20 protein-coding genes and 5 tRNA genes are annotated in these 19,739 nt (G+C 57.0%); 19 read left to right on the top strand and 6 right to left on the bottom strand.

What is annotated here, in order from left to right:
• Positions 1-7 precede the first annotated feature (7 nt).
• The 5 genes from gutM to srlA form a co-directional block, all read right to left on the bottom strand.
• Positions 8-367: a transcriptional regulator GutM gene (gene gutM, locus ACNQ0W_RS11310; RefSeq protein WP_047052125.1), complete on the bottom strand. Its 360-nt coding sequence runs from the start codon at positions 365-367 to the stop codon at positions 8-10.
• Between the two features lie 67 nt (positions 368-434).
• Positions 435-1,214 carry a sorbitol-6-phosphate dehydrogenase gene (gene srlD, locus ACNQ0W_RS11305; RefSeq protein ID WP_017382786.1) on the bottom strand — a complete coding sequence of 260 codons (780 nt, stop codon included), beginning with the start codon at positions 1,212-1,214 and terminating at the stop codon, positions 435-437.
• 14 nt (positions 1,215-1,228) lie between these two features.
• Positions 1,229-1,591: a PTS glucitol/sorbitol transporter subunit IIA gene (srlB, locus tag ACNQ0W_RS11300; RefSeq protein ID WP_017382785.1), complete on the bottom strand. Its 363-nt coding sequence runs from the start codon at positions 1,589-1,591 to the stop codon at positions 1,229-1,231.
• 12 nt (positions 1,592-1,603) lie between these two features.
• Positions 1,604-2,563 carry a PTS glucitol/sorbitol transporter subunit IIB gene (locus ACNQ0W_RS11295; protein WP_045911262.1) on the bottom strand — a complete coding sequence of 320 codons (960 nt, stop codon included), beginning with the start codon at positions 2,561-2,563 and terminating at the stop codon, positions 1,604-1,606.
• A complete protein-coding gene (srlA, locus tag ACNQ0W_RS11290) occupies positions 2,560-3,123 on the bottom strand; it encodes a PTS glucitol/sorbitol transporter subunit IIC (protein WP_015571673.1) in 564 nt (187 codons plus the stop codon). Before srlA ends, ACNQ0W_RS11295 begins: the two co-directional genes overlap by 4 nt.
• 251 nt (positions 3,124-3,374) lie before the next feature.
• On the opposite strand from srlA, the gene mltB reads away from it, so the two are divergent.
• The 19 genes from mltB to ACNQ0W_RS11195 all read left to right on the top strand — a co-directional run bounded on the left by mltB (position 3,375) and on the right by ACNQ0W_RS11195 (position 17,924).
• Positions 3,375-4,475: a lytic murein transglycosylase B gene (gene mltB, locus ACNQ0W_RS11285; protein WP_169802594.1), complete on the top strand. Its 1,101-nt coding sequence runs from the start codon at positions 3,375-3,377 to the stop codon at positions 4,473-4,475.
• A 290-nt stretch (positions 4,476-4,765) separates the two neighbouring features.
• Positions 4,766-5,419 (top strand): metal ABC transporter ATP-binding protein, encoded by a 654-nt coding sequence (locus ACNQ0W_RS11280; protein WP_062933548.1) that lies wholly within the window; start codon positions 4,766-4,768, stop codon positions 5,417-5,419.
• Entirely contained in the window at positions 5,416-6,276 is an 861-nt protein-coding gene (locus ACNQ0W_RS11275) for a metal ABC transporter permease (protein WP_015571669.1), read from the top strand. Before ACNQ0W_RS11280 ends, ACNQ0W_RS11275 begins: the two co-directional genes overlap by 4 nt.
• 14 nt (positions 6,277-6,290) lie before the next feature.
• The gene (locus ACNQ0W_RS11270; protein ID WP_022649141.1) at positions 6,291-7,169 is read left to right on the top strand and encodes a metal ABC transporter substrate-binding protein; all 879 of its coding nucleotides are present in this window, start codon (positions 6,291-6,293) and stop codon (positions 7,167-7,169) included.
• 130 nt (positions 7,170-7,299) lie between these two features.
• Positions 7,300-7,797 (top strand): nicotinamide-nucleotide amidase, encoded by a 498-nt coding sequence (gene pncC / locus ACNQ0W_RS11265; RefSeq protein WP_003862172.1) that lies wholly within the window; start codon positions 7,300-7,302, stop codon positions 7,795-7,797.
• A gap of 89 nt (positions 7,798-7,886) precedes the next feature.
• Positions 7,887-8,945: a recombinase RecA gene (recA, locus tag ACNQ0W_RS11260; protein ID WP_015571667.1), complete on the top strand. Its 1,059-nt coding sequence runs from the start codon at positions 7,887-7,889 to the stop codon at positions 8,943-8,945.
• A gap of 68 nt (positions 8,946-9,013) precedes the next feature.
• Positions 9,014-9,514: a recombination regulator RecX gene (gene recX, locus ACNQ0W_RS11255; RefSeq protein WP_017382782.1), complete on the top strand. Its 501-nt coding sequence runs from the start codon at positions 9,014-9,016 to the stop codon at positions 9,512-9,514.
• 131 nt (positions 9,515-9,645) lie between these two features.
• Positions 9,646-12,273, top strand: a complete 2,628-nt coding sequence (gene alaS, locus ACNQ0W_RS11250; protein ID WP_062933549.1) for an alanine--tRNA ligase — start codon at positions 9,646-9,648, stop codon at positions 12,271-12,273.
• A gap of 241 nt (positions 12,274-12,514) precedes the next feature.
• Entirely contained in the window at positions 12,515-12,700 is a 186-nt protein-coding gene (gene csrA / locus ACNQ0W_RS11245) for a carbon storage regulator CsrA (protein ID WP_000906486.1), read from the top strand.
• Positions 12,701-13,042: 342 nt separating this feature from the next.
• Positions 13,043-13,135, top strand: a tRNA-Ser gene (locus ACNQ0W_RS11240).
• A 4-nt stretch (positions 13,136-13,139) separates the two neighbouring features.
• Positions 13,140-13,216: transfer RNA gene (locus ACNQ0W_RS11235), tRNA-Arg, on the top strand.
• A gap of 64 nt (positions 13,217-13,280) precedes the next feature.
• Positions 13,281-13,357: transfer RNA gene (locus ACNQ0W_RS11230), tRNA-Arg, on the top strand.
• Between the two features lie 29 nt (positions 13,358-13,386).
• Positions 13,387-13,463 (top strand) — tRNA-Arg (locus tag ACNQ0W_RS11225).
• Between the two features lie 161 nt (positions 13,464-13,624).
• Positions 13,625-13,701: transfer RNA gene (locus ACNQ0W_RS11220), tRNA-Arg, on the top strand.
• 117 nt (positions 13,702-13,818) lie between these two features.
• Positions 13,819-14,385, top strand: a complete 567-nt coding sequence (gene yqaB / locus ACNQ0W_RS11215; protein ID WP_015571665.1) for a fructose-1-phosphate/6-phosphogluconate phosphatase — start codon at positions 13,819-13,821, stop codon at positions 14,383-14,385.
• Positions 14,382-14,810 (top strand): YqaA family protein, encoded by a 429-nt coding sequence (locus ACNQ0W_RS11210; protein WP_017692791.1) that lies wholly within the window; start codon positions 14,382-14,384, stop codon positions 14,808-14,810. Before yqaB ends, ACNQ0W_RS11210 begins: the two co-directional genes overlap by 4 nt.
• A gap of 83 nt (positions 14,811-14,893) precedes the next feature.
• Positions 14,894-16,438, top strand: a complete 1,545-nt coding sequence (gshA, locus tag ACNQ0W_RS11205) for a glutamate--cysteine ligase (RefSeq protein WP_062933550.1) — start codon at positions 14,894-14,896, stop codon at positions 16,436-16,438.
• Positions 16,439-16,590: 152 nt separating this feature from the next.
• Entirely contained in the window at positions 16,591-17,106 is a 516-nt protein-coding gene (gene luxS / locus ACNQ0W_RS11200) for an S-ribosylhomocysteine lyase (RefSeq protein ID WP_116330038.1), read from the top strand.
• Between the two features lie 53 nt (positions 17,107-17,159).
• Positions 17,160-17,924 (top strand): AraC family transcriptional regulator, encoded by a 765-nt coding sequence (locus ACNQ0W_RS11195; RefSeq protein WP_003862181.1) that lies wholly within the window; start codon positions 17,160-17,162, stop codon positions 17,922-17,924.
• On the opposite strand, the gene leuA is transcribed toward ACNQ0W_RS11195, so the two are convergent.
• The gene (gene leuA / locus ACNQ0W_RS11190) at positions 17,911-19,566 is read right to left on the bottom strand and encodes a 2-isopropylmalate synthase (protein WP_062933552.1); all 1,656 of its coding nucleotides are present in this window, start codon (positions 19,564-19,566) and stop codon (positions 17,911-17,913) included. The two genes, ACNQ0W_RS11195 and leuA, sit on opposite strands and share 14 nt — an antisense overlap.
• Between the last annotated feature and the right edge of the window lie 173 nt (positions 19,567-19,739).

The raw sequence follows: 19,739 nt of genomic DNA, 5'->3' as shown, positions 1-19,739 counted from the left end.
AACGAAATTATCCATGTTTCAGATTAAGCGCTAATGATAGTGCATTCTGACAGAGTGAATCATGGGGGAAGATCACATCAGGTTGTAATTCATGCAGCGAAATGCCGTTGATCGCCTGGATTTTGGTCGGACGGGCAAACACCGTTACGCCGCGCATGATGAGGGAATCGCAGACCTTATTGTTTTCATCCAGCGCAACAGCGACGACAACTCGCGGTTTGAAGCGTCCGCCGGAACGCCCGACGCCCACGCGTCCCTTCTGACACAGGGCATCAAAGGCGCGGTTAAACTGACGGATTTGCCAGCCGCCAAACGCCATCTGGCAAAGCCAGGCGAGGGCGGCGACGGTGATGAGTGCAGTGACCATATCGGCTCCTTGTTTTGTTCCCTCTCCCCGTGGGAGAGGGTTAGGGTGAGGGCATCAGGCCGCTCGATCAGAACATCACCTGCCCACCGGTAACGTTAATCGACTGCCCGGTGCAGTACGAGGCTTTCGGGCTGGCGTAAAACAGCAGCATGTTCAGCACGTCCTGATAATCGCACCCGCGCTTCAGCGGCACTTTGTCGATGTAGTACTGTTCGACGTCCTCCGCTTTGATGCCAAGTTTGGCGGCATACTGCGGCAGCAGGGACTGGAACATCGGGGATTTCAGGAGGTTACCCAGCATCAGCGCGTGCACGGTAATCCCGTATTCGGCCAGATCCAGCGCCAGAGACTGCGTCAGCCCGACGCCGCCAAACTTCGCCGCGCTGTAGCCGGAGTTGTGCTTGCTGCCCACTTTCCCCGATTTTGAGTTGATCTGAATGATGCGACCCTGAATACCGTCGCGGATCATCAGACGGGAAAATTCGCGGGCGCAGAGGAAATAGCCCACCAGATTCACCTGCAACGAGCGATCAAAATCCCCCAGTTCGAAATCGCTGATAAAGGCCGCCTTCGCGATCCCCGCGCTGTAGACCAGCAGATCGGTGCGACCAAAAATCTCATCCACGCCGCGGGCCAGCGCCATCACGCTCTGCTCGCTGGTGGCGTCGGCGCCAAATCCATACGCCATCCCTTCGCCAAACTCAGTGTTGATGGCGTCCGCTACGCGGGCGGCTTTCTCACTCTGAATATCCACGACCGCCACGCGGTAGCCCTCTGCGGCAAGCCCATGGCAGAGGAACTCGCCTAAGGTTTGTCCCCCACCAATGACAACGGCAACCTGACTCATGTGTCTCTCCTTTATTACGAAATAAATTTTAACGTGCAGCCTGGGGTGACAGCCTGCGGAACCGGCCCCTCAACGTGAACCGTGCCGGGATACTCCGCCCGCGGCTGGCCGTCGAAACGCAAGGTGATGTGCCCCAGCTCGCGCAGGTTTTGCTCGGCGACCTCACCGACGGCGGTTACGGCATAGCGCGCCTTGCCCAGCTCCAGCTGGCCACCGGCCTTCAGCTCGCCGTTCAGCTCGCCGTGGCAGTGGATGAAGCAAAACTCTTCGATATCCGCAGGCGCCCCTTCGCGGAAGGTGATCAGCATCTGGTCGCTCAGCGCATCGGCCGCGCTCTGGCCGATGCGGGTAATGGTGGTCTGGTAAATCACGGTCATGGCAGGAACCTCTTATTGATAAATAAAGCCGGAGACAAACCAGGCAATCAGCACCGTTGGCGCGCCCGTCAGGAAGCGGCTCACCAGCACGGAGGGGACGCCCACGCGCACGGTCTCCTGGCGTGCTTCGGCCAGCGATAGCCCGACGGGGATGAAATCGCACGCCGCCTGGGCGTTAATGGCAAACAGGGCGGGCAGGGCGAGGTGCGGGGGAATATTCCCCAGACCAATCTGCACGCCAATCAGCACGCCGATGACCTGGGCAATCACCGCGCCCGGGCCGAGAAACGGCGACAGCAGCGGGAAGGAGCAGATCAGCGCCAGCGTCACCAGCCCGAGCGGGTGGCTGGCGAGCGGGGCGAGGCCGTGGGCAATCCAGTCGCCGAGGCCGGAGGCCATGATGATGCCGATCAGCGCCGAGACGAACGCCATAAACGGCAGAATGGTTTTCAGCACCGTGTCGATGGTGTCGCGCCCGGACTGGAACAGCACCGCCACGGCGGACCCCATCCCCATCCCGACCTTCGCCAGCAGGCCGTCGCTCTGCTCGGTGATCTTCTTGCTGGTGTCGTAGTCGCGCGGGGCCGCTTTTTGCGGCGCGGATGTGCCATTCACCAGCGTGATGTTGTCCTCCTTCACCCCAGAGACATAAATATCCTCAAGGATGTACTGCGCCAGCGGGCCTGACTTGCCCGTGGAGTGAATATTCACCGTCGGAATGCGGCGCTTCGGATAGATGCCGCAGCGCAGGGTGCCGCCGCAGTCGATCACCGCCACGCCGATTTCCGCTTCCGGCGGCTCACCCTCTTTGAAGCCGTCGACCGCTTCCCAGCCGGTCAGCTCGCGCAGCGTGTCGACGATCGCCGGGCGAGTGCCCGCGGTGATGTAGACGATCTTTTTGCCTTTGATGGCGTCGAACTCCAGCGGGCCGCCCCAGCCGCCCGTGCCTTTCTCTATGCGGATCCGGTTCATACTGTGGCTCCCGAAAGCTGAACTTTCTCATCAAGCTGAATGCCCATTTTTTTCTCAAAAATGGCGGTAGTGAGGTCCGTTACCCAGCCGCGGAAGAAGTTAGTCACCAGGCCGACCAGCAGATAGCTCACCGCCAGCGGGCCGAGCGGCAGTCCCAGCGTAGTGAGACCGCTGGCAATCCCGAGGTAAACAAACAGCTCGCCGGGGTTAATGTGCGGGAACAGGCCGTTCATTGAATGGCAGCTGTAGGAGGCGGCGGCGTAATAACTCGGCTTGTACTTCTCTGGCATAAAGCGGCCGAGGCTTAAGGTCATCGGGTTGCAGAACACAAAGGTGCCGATGAAGGGCAGGATCAGGTAGCGGGACAGCGGATTGCCGGCACAGCGCTGGGCGAAGCGTTCAATGCGCTGCTGGCCGATAAAGTTAATCAGCGCGTTCATGATCACCAGCAGGCTGATCAGCAGGGGCAGGATGCCGGTCACCATGCCGGTGAATACCTCGCCGCCTTTCTGAAACAGCCCGATGAACCACTCGGCGCCGTGGGTGATGGTTTCTATCATTCTTCTCTCCTGTAGGGCGTTTGTTTTTGTCTATCTGCGGCTAATAATAATCACTTTGAAAGGTTTTAAAGTGTTAATCAGATCTCACAATGAAAGAAAAATGTATTATCTTGAAAGTTTATTGATGAGGTGAATAATTTTTGGTGGAAAAAAGCACGGATTTGCGTCGGGGAGGTGCGTACCGCTTCCTTGAGGAGTTGGGGATGCTTTACCATACTGGGTTCTTACCGAACTCGTTAAATGGATGCCACATGTTCAAGCGTCGTTATGCAGCGCTGTTGCCTGCGCTTATTCTCCTGTCCGCCTGTAGTAGCAAACCCAAGACCGAAGCCGCTCAACCAACGGCGGGCGCGCCTTCCGGAGGATTCCTGCTGGAGCCGCAGCACAATATGATGCAGATGGGCGGCGACTTCGCGAATAACCCTGCGGCCGAACAGTTCATCGATAAAATGGTGAGCAAGCACGGTTTTGACCGCCAGCAGCTGCATGCCATTTTGTCTCAGGCGAAGCGTCTGGACTACGTGCTGCGCCTGATGGACAGGCAGGCGCCGACGGCCCAGGTGCCGACCGGGCCAAACGGCGCGTGGCTGCGCTATCGCAAACAGTTTATTACCCCGGACAACGTGCAGAATGGCGTGGCGTTCTGGAATCAGTATGAAGATGCCCTGAACCGCGCGTGGCAGGTCTATGGCGTGCCGCCGGAGATCATCGTCGGTATTATTGGGGTCGAGACCCGCTGGGGACGCATTATGGGTAAAACCCGCATCCTCGATGCGCTGGCGACGCTCTCCTTCAACTACCCGCGCCGCGCCGAGTATTTCTCTTCCGAGCTGGAAACCTTCCTGCTGATGGCGCGAGACGAACAGGACGATCCGCTCGATCTGAAAGGGTCGTTCGCCGGGGCAATGGGCTACGGCCAGTTTATGCCGTCCTCCTATAAGCAGTACGCGGTAGATTTTAACGGGGATGGTCACATCAACCTGTGGGATCCCGAAGACGCCATTGGCAGCGTGGCTAACTACTTCAAAGCGCACGGCTGGACGCCGGGCGGCCAGGTGGCGGTGCAGGCGAACGGCGAGGCGTTTGGTCTGGAAAACGGATTTAAAACCAAATACAGCGTGGCGCAGCTGGCAGCGGCAGGCTTAACGCCGTCGCAGCCGCTGGGCAATGTTGACCAGGTGAGCCTGCTGCGCCTGGATGTCGGAACCGGCTATCAGTACTGGTTCGGGCTGCCGAACTTCTACACCATTACCCGCTACAACCACAGCACGCACTATGCGATGGCGGTGTGGCAGCTGGGGCTGGCGGTGTCTCAGGCGCGTGTGCCCGCAGCGTCACCGTTTAGCCAGTAAGCTACCCCGACGGGTAGGCTGGGTAAGGCAACGCCGCCACCCGGCATGGCTGCCCGTATCCTGACCCTCTCCCACGGGAGAGGGAAGTTTGCAGAAACATTTCGCCACACTCCCATTTCACTCCCACCGTTTACATCTTAATCGTCTTTCATTATTGTTATGTTATAACATTATTATTGAATTGAGATTTCCATGTCCCTGTTTTCGCTCTCATCCCCGGTTCGGCTGCTGCTGGCGCTGGTGCTCATTCTGTTTCTCGGCCTGGCCGTGCGCTGGGCGGTGGCGTTGCCATGATCGTGATGAACGACCTGGTGGCGGGTTACGAACGCCAGCCCGTTACGCGCGCGCTGTCCGGCGTGATTGAACGCGGGAGCATGACCGCCATCGTCGGGGCCAACGGCTGCGGCAAATCCACGCTGCTGAAAACGCTCGCTGGCTTTATTCCGCCCGTCAGCGGTACGTTTCGCTGGCAGGGGAGACGTCCGGTGGTGGGCTGGCTGGCGCAGCGTCACGCGCTGGAGGCGCAATTTCCTCTGACCGTGCAGGACGTGGTGAGTATGGGCTGCTGGCCAGCAATATCACTGTTTGCCGGTTTTCGTCGGGATACCCGCATGCGCATTGCTGGCGCGCTGGAGCGCGTGGGGCTGGAGTCCATGGCGTTCTCTACCATAGATGAACTTTCCGGCGGCCAGTTTCAGCGCATGCTGTTTGCCCGCGTTCTGGTGCAGCAGGCGCCGCTGGTGATGCTGGATGAGCCTTTCACCGGCGTCGATGAAGCGACCTGCAACGTGCTGATGGATCTGATGCTGGAGATGTATATGCAGGGGCAGACCCTGCTGGCGGTACTGCACGACAGCGAACGCGTCTCGCGCCACTTCCCGCAGACGTTGCGGCTGGATGCTGATACGCCGCACTGGAAAACCGGGCGGGTGAGGGTGGCATGATCTGGCATCTCTTCTTCCAGCCGTTTATTGAGTACGGCTTTATGCGGCGCGCGCTGGTGGTTTGCCTGGCGCTCTCCGTCAGTACCACTGCGCTGGGCGTATTCCTTCAGCTGCGTCGGATGAGCCTGATGGGGGATGCCCTTTCTCACGCCATTTTGCCGGGTGTCGCGGTGGGCTATCTGCTCAGCGGGATGTCGCTGCTGGCAATGACTGTCGGCGGGTTTATTGCCGGGATCGCCGTTGCGCTGGTGGCCGGGCTGGTCAGCCGCCGCACACCGCTTAAAGAGGATGCCAGCTTCGCAGGGTTTTACCTGGGCTCGCTGGCGCTGGGCGTCACGCTGGTGTCGCTGCGCGGTTCAAATGTCGATCTGCTTCATCTTCTGTTTGGCTCCATTCTCGCCGTGGATAGCGCGTCAGCTCTTTTCGTGACGGGCGTTTGCATGTTCACGCTCCTCACGCTGGCGATTTTTTATCGGGGGCTGGTCAGCGAAGCGTTTGATACCGCGTGGTTGCAGGTGAACGCGCGCTGGCTGCCCGGGATGTTACACGGTCTGTTTCTGGCGCTGCTGGTGCTCAACCTGGTGGCCGGTTTTCAGGTGCTCGGCACGCTGATGGCCGTCGGGCTGATGATGTTACCCGCCGTGGCGGCACGCTGCTGGGTGCGCACACTGCCAGGGTTACTTTTGATGGCGGGTATCAGCGGTATTTTTTGCGCGTGGCTGGGCTTAAGCCTTTCCTGGGCAGTGAGTCTGCCCGCCGGGCCCTCCATTGTGCTGACCGCCAGCGCATTGTTCTTTATTTCAGTTTTATTTGGCACGCGCAGCAGGCTGGCGGATAGCCTGCGGGCGCTTTTTTAACGCAAGGGGAAACGATGAAACGTACAGGGTTAGCCGTGGCGCTCGCGCTCGGCATGATGACGCACGGCGTAATGGCGAAAACGCTTAATGTGGTGACCAGCTTTTCCATCCTGGGAGACATCACGCAGCAGGTTGGCGGCGATCGTGTGAAGGTGACGACGCTGGTGGGGCCGGACGGTGATCCCCATACTTTCGAACCCTCGCCCAAAGACAGCGCAGCGCTGAGTAAAGCTGACGTGGTGGTGGTCAATGGGCTGGGGCTGGAGGGCTGGCTCGACCGTCTGGTGAAAGCCTCCGGATTCAAAGGCCAGCTGGTGGTTGCTTCGGACGGCGTGAAAACGCACACGCTGGAAGAGGACGGTAAAACCGTGACCGATCCGCACGCGTGGAATAGCGCGGCGAACGGCGCGCTGTATGCGCAAAATATTCTCTCAGGGCTGGTGAAGGCCGATCCTGAAGATACGGCGGCGCTTGAAGCTACCGGCAAACCCTATATTGCGCAGCTCTCTCAGCTGGACGGCTGGGCTAAAAAGCGTTTCAGCGACATCCCACAGGCGAAGCGCAAAGTGCTGACCAGCCACGACGCTTTCGGCTATTTCAGCCGCGCCTACGGCGTGACGTTTATGGCACCGCAGGGGCTGTCGTCTGAGAGTGAAGCCAGCGCGGCGCAGGTAGCGGAGATCATCAATCAGATTAAAGCTGACGGCGTGAAAACCTGGTTTATGGAAAACCAGCTTGACCCGCGCCTGGTGAAGCAGATTGCGACCGCCACGGGCGCCCAGCCGGGTGGTGAACTTTACCCGGAAGCGCTGTCCGCGAAGGGCGGCGTGGCGGACACCTACGTCAAGGCGTTTCGCCACAATGTGGACACCCTCGCTAACAGCATGAAATAAGCGTCTCTCTGGCCGGTGCGCCCGCATCGGCTTTTTTCTGAAGCCCCCTCGTAAAACCCGACGCCCATCCCCATATTTGATGAGAAAGTGCTATCTTGTGCTGCATGTTTTTCTAAGGCCTGGAGCGAGAATGACTGACCATGAATTGATGCAGCTAAGCGAAGTGGTGGGGCTGGCGCTGAAACAACGCGGCGCGACTCTCACGACCGCAGAATCCTGCACCGGCGGCTGGGTGGCGAAAGCGATTACCGATATTGCTGGCAGTTCCGCCTGGTTTGAACGCGGCTTTGTGACCTACAGTAACGAGGCGAAAGCACAGATGATTGGCGTGCGTGAAGCCACGCTTGAGCAGCATGGCGCGGTCAGCGAGCCGGTGGTAATCGAGATGGCGATTGGCGCGCTAAAAGAGGCGCGCGCAGATTACGCTATCTCCATCAGCGGTATCGCGGGGCCGGACGGCGGCAGCGACGTGAAGCCTGTCGGCACCGTCTGGTTTGGCTTTGCCACCTCAAAAGGTGAAGGGATCACCCGCCGGGAATGCTTCAGCGGCGATCGCGAAAGCGTGCGTCGTCAGGCAACGGAATACGCGTTAAAAACGCTCTGGCAACAATTTCTACAAAATACTTGATACTGTATGACTATACAGTATAATTGCCTCAACAGAACAGAAGTCCATGGTGAAGCGCAGTTGCTTCTCCCGGCATGACAGGAGTAATAATGGCTATCGACGAAAACAAACAGAAAGCGTTGGCGGCAGCACTGGGCCAGATCGAAAAGCAATTCGGTAAAGGCTCCATCATGCGCCTGGGTGAAGACCGTTCCATGGATGTGGAAACTATCTCCACTGGTTCGCTTTCTCTTGATATCGCACTGGGCGCTGGCGGTTTGCCGATGGGCCGTATCGTAGAAATCTACGGTCCGGAATCCTCGGGTAAAACCACCCTGACGTTGCAGGTTGTTGCGGCGGCACAGCGCGAAGGTAAAACCTGTGCGTTTATCGATGCCGAGCACGCGCTGGACCCGGTCTATGCCCGTAAACTGGGCGTTGATATCGACAACCTGCTGTGCTCCCAGCCGGACACCGGCGAGCAGGCACTGGAAATCTGTGACGCGCTGGCGCGCTCAGGCGCGGTTGACGTGATCATCGTCGACTCCGTTGCGGCGCTGACGCCAAAAGCGGAAATTGAAGGTGAAATCGGTGACTCTCACATGGGCCTCGCGGCACGTATGATGAGCCAGGCGATGCGTAAGCTGGCGGGTAACCTGAAGCAGTCCAATACGCTGCTGATCTTCATCAACCAGATCCGTATGAAAATTGGTGTAATGTTCGGTAACCCGGAAACCACCACCGGTGGTAACGCTCTGAAATTCTACGCTTCTGTCCGTCTGGATATCCGCCGTATCGGCGCGGTGAAAGAGGGGGATAACGTAGTCGGTAGCGAAACCCGCGTGAAGGTTGTGAAGAACAAAATCGCAGCACCGTTCAAACAGGCTGAGTTCCAGATCCTCTACGGCGAAGGTATCAACTTCCTCGGCGAGCTGGTTGACCTGGGCGTGAAAGAGAAGCTGATTGAAAAAGCGGGCGCATGGTACAGCTACAACGGTGACAAGATTGGTCAGGGTAAAGCGAATGCTATCTCCTGGCTGAAAGAGAACCCGGCGGCGGCGAAAGAGATTGAGAAGAAGGTGCGTGAACTCCTGCTGAACAACCAGGACTCTAAACCTGATTTCGTGGTCGACGGCGCGGATGCTGAAGAAACCAACGAAGACTTTTAATCCTCTCGGATAAAAATGAAGGGCTGCTGATGCGGCCCTTTTTGCATTTCTGAATCGACAGGTTTTTTATGAGTGAACCGACATCACGCCGACCAGCCTACTCACGCTTGCTGGATCGGGCCGTGCGTATTCTTGCCGTGCGTGACCATAGCGAACAGGAGCTGCGGCGGAAACTGTCAGCGCCCGTCATGAGCAAAAACGGTCCGGAAGACATTGATGCCACCGCGGAAGATTATGACCGCGTGGTTGCCTGGTGCTATGAGCATCACTATCTGGATGACGGCCGTTTTGCCGCTCGCTTTCTTGCCAGCCGTGGTCGTAAAGGCTATGGGCCAGCGCGTATCCGCCAGGAGCTGAACCAGAAAGGCGTCGCCCGTGAATCGATTGAAAAAGCCATGCGCGAAAGTGAAATTGACTGGTGCGAACTGGCGCGTGAGCAGGCGGTAAGAAAGTACGGTGAGCCGCTGCCGCGTGAATTTTCAGAAAAAGTTAAAATCCAGCGCTTTTTGCTCTACCGCGGCTTCCTGATGGAAGATATTCAGGATATCTGGCGTAATTTTACCGATTGAACGCATGCGGGATTTTACTTCCCACTAAAGAAAACTTATCTTATTCCCACTTTTTCCAGTAGCTGGTCCGTCCAACTGTTTACAGATACAGATCTGCTGCGACATTTCGTTAGCTTGATTTCAGGATAATTATGAGCAAGAGCACCGCTGAGATCCGTCAGGCGTTTCTCGATTTTTTCCATAGTAAGGGACACCAGGTTGTTGCCAGCAGCTCCCTGGTACCGAACAATGACCCGACTCTGCTGTTTACCAACGCCGGGATGAACCAGTTCAAGGATGTGTTCCTTGGTCTCGACAAGCGTAATTATTCCCGCGCCACAACCTCACAGCGTTGCGTGCGTGCGGGCGGTAAACACAACGATCTGGAAAACGTCGGTTACACCGCGCGCCACCACACCTTCTTCGAAATGCTGGGTAACTTCAGCTTCGGCGACTATTTCAAACACGACGCCATTCAATACGCGTGGGAACTGCTGACCGGTGAAAACTGGTTCAATCTGCCGAAAGAGCGTCTGTGGGTGACCGTGTATGAGACCGATGACGAAGCGTTCGACATCTGGGAAAAAGAAGTGGGTATCCCTCGCGAACGTATCATCCGTATCGGTGACAACAAAGGCGCGCCTTACGCGTCTGATAACTTCTGGCAGATGGGCGACACCGGCCCTTGCGGTCCGTGCACCGAGATCTTCTACGATCATGGCGACCACATCTGGGGCGGCCCTCCGGGAAGCGCGGAAGAAGATGGCGATCGCTACATTGAGATCTGGAACATCGTCTTCATGCAGTTCAACCGTCAGGCCGACGGCACCATGGAGCCGCTGCCAAAACCGTCCGTAGATACCGGTATGGGCCTTGAGCGTATCGCGGCCGTTCTGCAACACGTTAACTCCAACTATGAGATTGACCTGTTCAGCACCCTGATCAAAGCCGTTGCTGAGGTAACGGGCGCAACCGATCTGAGCAACAAATCACTGCGCGTTATCGCAGACCATATTCGTTCCTGTGCGTTCCTGATTGCTGACGGCGTTATCCCGTCGAATGAAAACCGTGGCTATGTGCTGCGTCGTATCATTCGTCGTGCGATCCGCCATGGCAACATGCTGGGCGCGAAGGACACCTTCTTCTATAAACTCGTTGGGCCACTGATTGGCGTGATGGGCTCTGCCGGTGACGAGCTGAAACGCCAGCAGGCGCAGGTTGAACAGGTTCTGAAAACCGAAGAAGAGCAGTTTGCCCGTACGCTGGAGCGCGGTCTGGCGCTGCTGGACGACGAGCTGGCGAAACTCAAGGGCGACACGCTGGATGGCGAAACCGCTTTCCGCCTGTACGACACCTACGGCTTCCCGGTTGACCTGACGGCGGACGTTTGCCGCGAGCGCGACATCAAAGTTGACGAAGCAGGCTTTGAAGCCGCAATGGAAGAGCAGCGTCGTCGTGCGCGTGAATCCAGCGGTTTTGGCGCGGACTACAACGCGATGATCCGCGTTGATAGCGCGTCTGAATTTAAGGGCTACGAAGAGCTGGCCCTGACCAGCAACGTGACCGCGCTGTTTGTTGACGGTAAAGCCGTAGACAGCATTAGCGCGGGTCAGGACGCGGTTGTTATCCTGGATAAAACGCCGTTCTATGCGGAATCGGGCGGCCAGGTTGGCGATAAAGGCGAACTGAAAGGCAATGGCTTCAGCTTCAGCGTAAGCGATACCCAGAAATACGGTCAGGCAATTGGTCACCAGGGCAAACTGGTTTCCGGCTCTCTGAAAGTGGGCGAGGGCGTTCAGGCCAACGTTGACGAAGCTCGCCGCGCGCGCATTCGTCTGAACCACTCGGCAACCCACCTGATGCACGCAGCCCTGCGCGAAGTGCTGGGTACGCACGTTGCCCAGAAAGGTTCTCTGGTTAATGACAAAGTGCTGCGTTTCGACTTCTCGCATTTTGAAGCGATGAAGCCGTCTGAAATTCGTGCGGTGGAAGACCTGGTGAATGCCCAGATCCGCCGTAACCTGCCAATCGAAACCCACATCATGGATCTCGAGGCAGCGAAGAAGAAAGGTGCGATGGCGCTGTTTGGCGAGAAATATGACGACCGCGTTCGCGTGCTGAGCATGGGCGACTTCTCTACCGAACTGTGTGGTGGTACTCACGCATCCCGCACCGGTGACATCGGCTTGTTCCGCATCGTTTCCGAGTCGGGGACGGCGGCAGGCGTGCGTCGTATTGAGGCGGTGACCGGGGAGGGCGCAATTGCCAGCCTGCATGCGCAGAGCGACCAACTGCACGAGATCGCGCAGCTGCTGAAAGGCGATAGTCAGAACCTGGGCGAAAAAGTGCGTGTCGCGCTGGATCGTACCCGTCAGCTGGAAAAAGAACTCCAGCAGCTGAAAGAACAGGCTGCGGCGCAGGAGAGCGCAAACCTCTCCAGCAAAGCGGTAGACATTAAGGGCGTCAAACTGCTGGTCAGCGATCTGGCGGGCGTTGAGCCTAAGATGCTGCGTACCATGGTCGACGATCTGAAGAACCAGCTTGGTTCGACGGTTATCGTGCTGGCAACGGTCGCAGAGGGTAAGGTTTCTCTGATTGCGGGCGTCTCTAAGGATGTGACGGATCGTGTTAAAGCAGGGGAACTGATTGGCATGGTCGCCCAGCAGGTGGGTGGCAAAGGTGGCGGTCGTCCGGACATGGCGCAAGCCGGTGGTACGGATGCGGCGGCACTTCCCGCGGCATTAGCCAGCGTTGAAAGCTGGGTAAGCGCGAAACTGTAATAACTACAAAGCACAAGCAGACGCCATAGCGGTAACGTTATGGCGTCTTGCTCACTGCGCTATCGATAACGATAAAGTCAGGTTGAGTTTGTGTATATCGGCTAAACTTACGTTTAACAGAATGTGATGCCGTGACTGCTTACACTTTACGTGTTTGTCATCGCTTACTTTTTGGCGTTATATGATGGATAATGCCGGGATACAAGAGACCCGACTCTTTTAATCTTTCAAGGAGCAAAGAATGCTGATTCTGACTCGTCGAGTTGGTGAGACCCTCATGATTGGGGATGAGGTCACCGTGACAGTTTTAGGGGTAAAGGGTAACCAGGTACGTATTGGTGTTAACGCTCCTAAAGAAGTATCTGTCCACCGTGAAGAGATCTACCAGCGTATCCAGGCTGAAAAATCCCAGCAGTCCAGTTACTGATATTGTCGCGTCTCGCTGTCGGGCGAGACGCAACCCTCCTGCTATTTTTCCTGCATAAAGTTACCGTTCTATTTCAAACGCTTCGTTTTTGACCACTCTTATAATCTTATCTCACCTAAAAGACGCGCTTCTCTCAACACAATTCTGTGAAGATGCCTGCAAAATCCGCTTATAAAACACTCTCTTTGCGGCTTTTACATGCGAATTGCGTGCGAATTGTGCAAACGAAAAAAGCATGTGGAAAATTGTTTGACTTATAAGTCTCAGAAAGTAATATATGCGCCACGCAGCGACGAGAAGCTCTTAACGAGTTGCTCGAAGCACTCGAAAGAGGCGTTGTGTGGTGAGGTGGCCGAGAGGCTGAAGGCGCTCCCCTGCTAAGGGAGTATGCGGTCAAAAGCTGCATCCGGGGTTCGAATCCCCGCCTCACCGCCATTTTGCATCCGTAGCTCAGCTGGATAGAGTACTCGGCTACGAACCGAGCGGTCGGAGGTTCGAATCCTCCCGGATGCACCATCTATTACTTCATATTGCTTTCGAAGTGATATGAATATCGAGCAGTACAGTAGTAAATCCCGATGCATCCGTAGCTCAGCTGGATAGAGTACTCGGCTACGAACCGAGCGGTCGGAGGTTCGAATCCTCCCGGATGCACCATTTACTATTTCTGAAAGCAGTTCCCTGATGCATCCGTAGCTCAGCTGGATAGAGTACTCGGCTACGAACCGAGCGGTCGGAGGTTCGAATCCTCCCGGATGCACCATATTCTCCGAGATAACAGCGATACTGTTGTTTCAAGGTCTGCGAGTTAATCGCAAGCACCAGGGAGGATAACGTTGCTTTAGCAACGGCCCGAAGGGCGAGGCGCAGCCGAGTAATCCTCCCGGATGCACCATTTACTGTTTCTAAAAGCATTTCCCCGATGCATCCGTAGCTCAGCTGGATAGAGTACTCGGCTACGAACCGAGCGGTCGGAGGTTCGAATCCTCCCGGATGCACCATATTCTCCCCCTTTGTTTATTCCTTCGACGTTTCGTCAGCAATCACTCTCTCTGTCAGCGACAAAAATCCCCTTTTACGATAAAGTAATGCTTTGTTAATCGTTTAGCGAGAGCACGATGTACGCACAGTATGACGGTTTGATCTTCGACATGGACGGCACCCTCCTGGATACCGAACCCACACATCGTCAGGCCTGGACCGAAGTCCTGGGCCGTTACGGTATGCGTTTCGATTTACAGGCGATGATTGCCCTCAACGGATCGCCCACCTGGCGTATCGCACAGGCCGTGATTGAGCTGAATCAGGCCGATCTCGACCCGCATCAGCTCGCGCGTGAAAAAACCGACGCGGTAAAAGCCATACTGTTAGACACCGTGCAGCCTTTACCACTCATTGACGTCGTCAAGGAGTGGCATGGGCGTCGTCCTATGTCTGTCGGTACGGGCAGCGAGAGCGCGATTGCTGAAGCGCTCCTCAACCACCTTGGCCTGCGCCACTATTTTTCTGCCGTCGTTGCTGCCGATCATGTTAAACATCACAAACCCGCACCGGATACCTTCCTGCTCTGTGCAGAATTAATGGGTGTTCCACCTGCAAAATGCGTGGTGTTTGAAGATGCTGATTTTGGCATTCAGGCCGCGCGTGATGCCGGAATGGCGGCGGTGGACGTTCGCTTACTGTGAGTGACGCGCTGTCACTCGCTTCATTATTCGCCAGCAGTTTTTTAAGCTCCACCCTCTTACCGGGGAATTCGGAAGTGGTGCTGGTGGCGATGCTGTTGTCCGGCGTAAGTCAGCCCTGGTTGCTGGTCTTAATAGCAACAATGGGTAATAGCCTTGGAGGGCTGACTAACGTTATTCTTGGACGTTTCTTTCCGCTACGCGAAAAATCTCGCTGGCAGGAAAAGGCAGTGGGCTGGCTAAAACGCTATGGCGCTGCCACGCTGTTATTAAGCTGGATGCCTGTAATAGGCGATTTACTGTGTCTGCTGGCGGGATGGATGCGCATCTCCTGGGGACCGGTGCTCTTTTTTTTGTGCCTTGGCAAGGCGTTACGCTATGTTTTACTGGCATGGGTAACACTACAGGGTATGACGTGGTGGCACTAATTGGTGGAATGAATTCGCGACCTTCAATCGTCAACCATTACAATTATGCTGAGTGACAATTTTTTGACAGGCGGGAGGTCAAATTGATCCCGGACGTATCACAGGCGCTGGCCTGGCTGGAAAATCACCCTCAGGCACTGAAGGGGATTCAGCGTGGGCTTGAGCGCGAAACGCTGCGCGTAAATGCGGATGGTAGCTTAGCGACTACGGGACACCCGAAGGTGTTAGGCTCGGCGCTGACACATAAATGGATCACAACCGATTTCGCCGAAGCGCTGCTGGAGTTCATCACGCCAGTAGACGGTGATATTGATCATATGCTGACGATCATGCGCGACGTGCATCGCTTCACCGCCCGCAATCTTGGCGACGAGCGTATGTGGCCGCTCAGCATGCCGTGCTATATCGAGCAGGGGCAGGATATCGAGCTGGCGCAGTACGGCACCTCGAATATTGGTCGGCTGAAAACGCTGTATCGCGAAGGACTGAAAAATCGCTACGGCGCACTGATGCAGACGATCTCTGGCGTGCACTACAATTTCTCTCTGCCGATGGCGTTCTGGCAGGCGAAATGCGGTGAAACGGATAAAGAAGCGATCTCCGCGGGCTACTTCCGCCTGATCCGCAACTACTACCGTTTTGGCTGGGTTATTCCGTATCTGTTCGGCGCGTCCCCGGCCATCTGTTCATCGTTCCTGCAAGGGAAACCGACCACGCTGCCGTTCGAGAAGACCGAATGTGGCATGTATTACCTGCCGTACGCGACTTCCCTGCGCCTGAGCGACCTTGGCTATACCAATAAATCGCAAAGCAATCTCGGAATTACGTTTAACGATCTGCACGAATATGTGGCAGGCTTGAAGCGGGCGATAAAAACCCCGTCGGAAGAGTACGAAAAAATCGGCCTCGAAAAAGACGGTAAACGCCTGCAAATTAACACCAACGTGTTGCAGATTGAAAATGAACTGTATGCGCCGATTCGTCCGAAGCGCGTGACGCGCAGCGGTGAAACGCCGTCGGATGCGCTACAGCGCGGCGGGATTGAATACATTGAAGTGCGCTCGCTGGATATCAACCCGTTCTCACCGATTGGCGTTGACGAGCAGCAGGTTCGCTTCCTTGACCTGTTTATGGTCTGGTGCGTCCTGGCGGATGCGCCGGAAATGAGTTCCGACGAACTGCTTTGTACCCGTGCCAACTGGAATCGCGTGATTCTGGAAGGGCGCAAGCCGGGTCTGACGTTAGGTATTGGCTGTGAAACGGCTCAGTTCCCACTGTCTAAGGTAGGGAAGGATCTGTTCCATGACCTGAAGCGCGTAGCCCAGACGCTGGACAGCGTGTACGGCGGCGAAGCTTACCAGAAGGTCTGCGACGAACTGGTTGAAAGCTTTGATAACCCGGAACTGACATTCTCAGCACGTATTCTGCGTTCTATGATTGAGCAGGGAATTGGTGGCACAGGGCGTTCACTCTCAGCGGAGTACCGTGAGATGCTGATGCAGGAGCCGTTAGAGATCCTGAGCGAAGCGGATTTTGTGGCAGAGCGCGATGCGTCCGTTGTGCGTCAGAAAGAGGTCGAAGCGGCGGATACGGAGTCGTTTGAGGCGTTTCTGGCGAAGCAGGCCTGAACCAAAAGAAAAAGGCCACATCGCTGTGGCCAAAATATACATCTCTGAATTCAGGGATGATGATAACAAATGCGCGTCTTTCATATACTCAGACGCGCATTCTGTAGAAGAGTTCAGTTTATTTTAAAAAAAATCACTATCGGAGGTGACGTATGCCGTTATTAGATAGCTTTACTGTCGACCATACCCGTATGGAAGCACCCGCAGTCCGCGTGGCGAAGACCATGAACACCCCGCACGGCGACACGATCACCGTTTTCGACCTGCGCTTCTGCGTGCCGAATAAAGAAGTGATGCCAGAGAAAGGCATTCACACGCTGGAACACCTGTTCGCCGGATTCATGCGCGACCACCTGAACGGCAACGGCGTGGAGATCATCGATATCTCTCCGATGGGCTGCCGCACCGGTTTCTACATGAGCCTGATTGGTCAGCCTGATGAGAAACGCATCGCGGATGCGTGGAAAGCAGCGATGGAAGACGTGCTGAAGGTGAAAGAGCAGAACCAGATCCCTGAGCTGAACGTTTACCAGTGCGGCACTTACCAGATGCACTCTCTGGAAGAAGCTCAGGAGATTGCCCGTCATATCATCGAACGTGATGTTCGTGTAAACAGCAATGACGAGCTGACCCTGCCAAAAGAAAAACTTCAGGAACTGCACATTTAGTATCGTGCCTGTGGATGCCCGGTGGCGCTTCGCTGACCGGGCCTACAATCCTGATGACGACAACCACCACCTTCTCCTTTACCCATCGCCCGCTTGTGCCGTTTTCGCATGATTATGCTCATGGCGACAGCGAGCCGTGGCATCAGCACGACTGCGCGCAGCTCCTGCACAGCCTCACCGGCGTCGTGCGGGTGGATACCGCATCCGGCTGCTGGGTGGTGCCGCCCGGTCGCGGCGTCTGGCTACCTGCGGGTACGCAGCACGCCCTGCGCATCACCGGCAACGTTGCCGCCCGCACGCTGTTTATCGACCCGCTGGCGCGCGCCGATCTCCCGGCGACCTGCCAGATCGTGCAGATCTCGCCCCTGCTGCGCGAGCTGATCCTGACCTCCCTTACGCTTCCTGAATCTTACGCACCCGGAAGCCGCGATGAACGTGTTTATGAGCTGATCCTCGATGAAATTCGCCTCATGCCGGTACTGCCGTTTCACCTGCCCGAGCCGGAAAGCGAAGCGCTGCGCCACCTCTGCCAGCAGATTCGAATGGCCCCGGGAGAAAGCTGGAGCAGCGCCCAGGCCGCAGGTATTGTGGGGATGAGCGAACGCACGCTGAACCGTCATTTTCAGCAGCAGACAGGCCTGAGCTACGGCGAGTGGGTGAGAAGGGCGCGACTGCTGGAAGCCTTAGTGCGGCTGGCGCAGGGCCAGCCGGTATTACGCGTGGCGCTGGATCTGGGGTATGGCAGCCACAGCGCCTTTACGGCAATGTTTCGTCGGGTGATGGGTCTCTCACCCAGCGATTACTTCAGGAATGACTGACCGCGTTAAAAAGCGCCTGAATCGACGCGCGCGCCACGTCGCTGTCGATGCCCACGCCCCAGCGGCTGGTCCCGTCCTGGAACAGGCAGCGGATATAGGCCACCGAGCGGCTGTCGCTACGTTCGCCTAACGTATGTTCGTGATAATCCTTAATCACAAACGGCGCGTTGATCCAGCGGCTTAAGCCGTGAGCGGCGGCGGAGAGCAAACCGTTCCCCTGACCTTCCAGCTGGCGGGTGCCCCCTTGCGTGGCGACGCTTGCCGTCAGCCGCAGCTGGCCGTCCTGCTGGCTGTCGCTGCGGTACGATTGCAGCGCTAATGGCGGGCTCGCCACCAGGCCGTAGCGGGCGCGGAACAGCTGCCAGAGCGCATTCTGCGTCATCTCTTTTCCATGGTTATCCGTTTCCTGCTGCACGTGCTGGCTAAAATCCTGTTGCAGGGCGCGAGGCAATTTCAGACCATGGTTTTGCTCAATAAGCCAGGCGCTTCCGCTTTTTCCTGACTGGCTGTTCACGCGGATCACCGCTTCATAGGTACAGCCAATATCCTGCGGGTCGACGGGCAGATAGGGCATCTCCCAGCGTTCGCCAGGCTTACGGGCATCGAAACCTTTCTTGATGGCATCCTGGTGCGAGCCGGAGAAGGCGGTGTAAGCCAGACGACCGGCCCACGGATGGCGCGGATGGACGGGCAGCTGGTTGCAGGTTTCTACCGTTTCAACCACCCGATTCATATCGCTGAAATCCAGATTCGGGCTAATGCCCTGGCTGTAGAGGTTCATCGCCAGCGTCACCAGGCAGACGTTGCCCGTGCGCTCACCGTTACCAAACAGGCAGCCCTCCACGCGGTCAGCCCCGGCCATGACGGCCAGCTCCGCGCTGGCGACGCCCGTTCCGCGATCGTTATGCGGATGTACGCTGATACAGACGTCGCTGCGGCGGCTGAAGTGGCGGCAGAAATACTCGATCTGGTCGGCATAGACGTTCGGCGTGCTCACTTCGACGGTCGCGGGCAGGTTGACGATCATCGGACGCGCCGCGCACGGCTGCCAGATCTCCGCCACGGCTTCACAAATCTCCAGCGCAAACTCCGGTTCGGTAAAGCAGAAGGTTTCCGGGGAGTACTCGTACTGCCAGCGGGTGTCAGGGTTCTCTTCACACAGCTGACGAATCAGGCGCGTCGCGCGCGTCGCCAGCTCGACGATTTGCGCTTTCTCCATGCCGAATACCAGACGGCGGAACAGCGGGGCGGTGGCGTTATACAGGTGAACGGTGGCCTGCTTCGCGCCGCGCAGGGAGTCGAAAGTGCGACGGATAAGATCGTCCCGCGCCTGCGTTAACACCTGAATGGTGACGTCATCCGGGATGCGGTTCTCCTCAATCAGCTGGCGCACAAAATTGAAGTCCGTCTGCGAGGCGGACGGGAAGGCGACTTCTATTTCTTTAAACCCGCAGCTCAGCAGCAGATCCCAGAATTGCAGCTTGCGCGCGCTGTCCATCGGCTCGGCCAGCGCCTGGTTACCGTCGCGTAAGTCGGTCGAGAGCCAGCGCGGGGCGCGGGTGATAATCTGCTCCGGCCAGCGGCGGTCGGGCAACGAAAGGGTGGGGTAAGGCTGGTATTTGTCGGCGGGTGTGTTCAGCATGGTGCGCTCCTGTTGTCTTTTCACTATCGTGAATCGATTTCAGGCGCGCTGCTTTATCGGAACTGACAATCGCTGTCGCGTTTTGGACAAGGGGGGCGATTGTTGCCCGGTGGGGGGGGGGGGGGGGGCGGGGGGGGCCGCCCCCGCCGGAGGAGCCGCCCCGGCGCCCGCTC

The sequence above is a fragment of the Enterobacter cloacae complex sp. 6730903 genome (assembly GCF_048283985.1).
Taxonomy (GTDB): Bacteria; Pseudomonadota; Gammaproteobacteria; order Enterobacterales; family Enterobacteriaceae; genus Enterobacter; species Enterobacter hormaechei_C.
Note: the sequence above shows the minus strand (reverse complement) of the source record. Positions and strands in the feature narration are given on the sequence as shown.

What these genes read in the sequence shown, in the direction of transcription:
- ACNQ0W_RS11275 (WP_015571669.1), top strand. Translation starts at nt 5,416, where the DNA reads ATGATCTGGCATCTCTTCTTCCAGCCGTTTATTGAGTACGGCTTTATG.
- alaS (WP_062933549.1), top strand. Translation starts at nt 9,646, where the DNA reads ATGAGCAAGAGCACCGCTGAGATCCGTCAGGCGTTTCTCGATTTTTTC.
- srlB (WP_017382785.1), bottom strand. Translation starts at nt 1,591, where the DNA reads ATGACCGTGATTTACCAGACCACCATTACCCGCATCGGCCAGAGCGCG.
- srlD (WP_017382786.1), bottom strand. Translation starts at nt 1,214, where the DNA reads ATGAGTCAGGTTGCCGTTGTCATTGGTGGGGGACAAACCTTAGGCGAG.
- recX (WP_017382782.1), top strand. Translation starts at nt 9,014, where the DNA reads ATGAGTGAACCGACATCACGCCGACCAGCCTACTCACGCTTGCTGGAT.
- ACNQ0W_RS11280 (WP_062933548.1), top strand. Translation starts at nt 4,766, where the DNA reads ATGATCGTGATGAACGACCTGGTGGCGGGTTACGAACGCCAGCCCGTT.
- yqaB (WP_015571665.1), top strand. Translation starts at nt 13,819, where the DNA reads ATGTACGCACAGTATGACGGTTTGATCTTCGACATGGACGGCACCCTC.
- ACNQ0W_RS11270 (WP_022649141.1), top strand. Translation starts at nt 6,291, where the DNA reads ATGAAACGTACAGGGTTAGCCGTGGCGCTCGCGCTCGGCATGATGACG.
- gutM (WP_047052125.1), bottom strand. Translation starts at nt 367, where the DNA reads ATGGTCACTGCACTCATCACCGTCGCCGCCCTCGCCTGGCTTTGCCAG.
- csrA (WP_000906486.1), top strand. Translation starts at nt 12,515, where the DNA reads ATGCTGATTCTGACTCGTCGAGTTGGTGAGACCCTCATGATTGGGGAT.
- luxS (WP_116330038.1), top strand. Translation starts at nt 16,591, where the DNA reads ATGCCGTTATTAGATAGCTTTACTGTCGACCATACCCGTATGGAAGCA.
- ACNQ0W_RS11195 (WP_003862181.1), top strand. Translation starts at nt 17,160, where the DNA reads ATGACGACAACCACCACCTTCTCCTTTACCCATCGCCCGCTTGTGCCG.
- srlA (WP_015571673.1), bottom strand. Translation starts at nt 3,123, where the DNA reads ATGATAGAAACCATCACCCACGGCGCCGAGTGGTTCATCGGGCTGTTT.
- pncC (WP_003862172.1), top strand. Translation starts at nt 7,300, where the DNA reads ATGACTGACCATGAATTGATGCAGCTAAGCGAAGTGGTGGGGCTGGCG.
- leuA (WP_062933552.1), bottom strand. Translation starts at nt 19,566, where the DNA reads ATGCTGAACACACCCGCCGACAAATACCAGCCTTACCCCACCCTTTCG.
- ACNQ0W_RS11295 (WP_045911262.1), bottom strand. Translation starts at nt 2,563, where the DNA reads ATGAACCGGATCCGCATAGAGAAAGGCACGGGCGGCTGGGGCGGCCCG.
- recA (WP_015571667.1), top strand. Translation starts at nt 7,887, where the DNA reads ATGGCTATCGACGAAAACAAACAGAAAGCGTTGGCGGCAGCACTGGGC.
- mltB (WP_169802594.1), top strand. Translation starts at nt 3,375, where the DNA reads ATGTTCAAGCGTCGTTATGCAGCGCTGTTGCCTGCGCTTATTCTCCTG.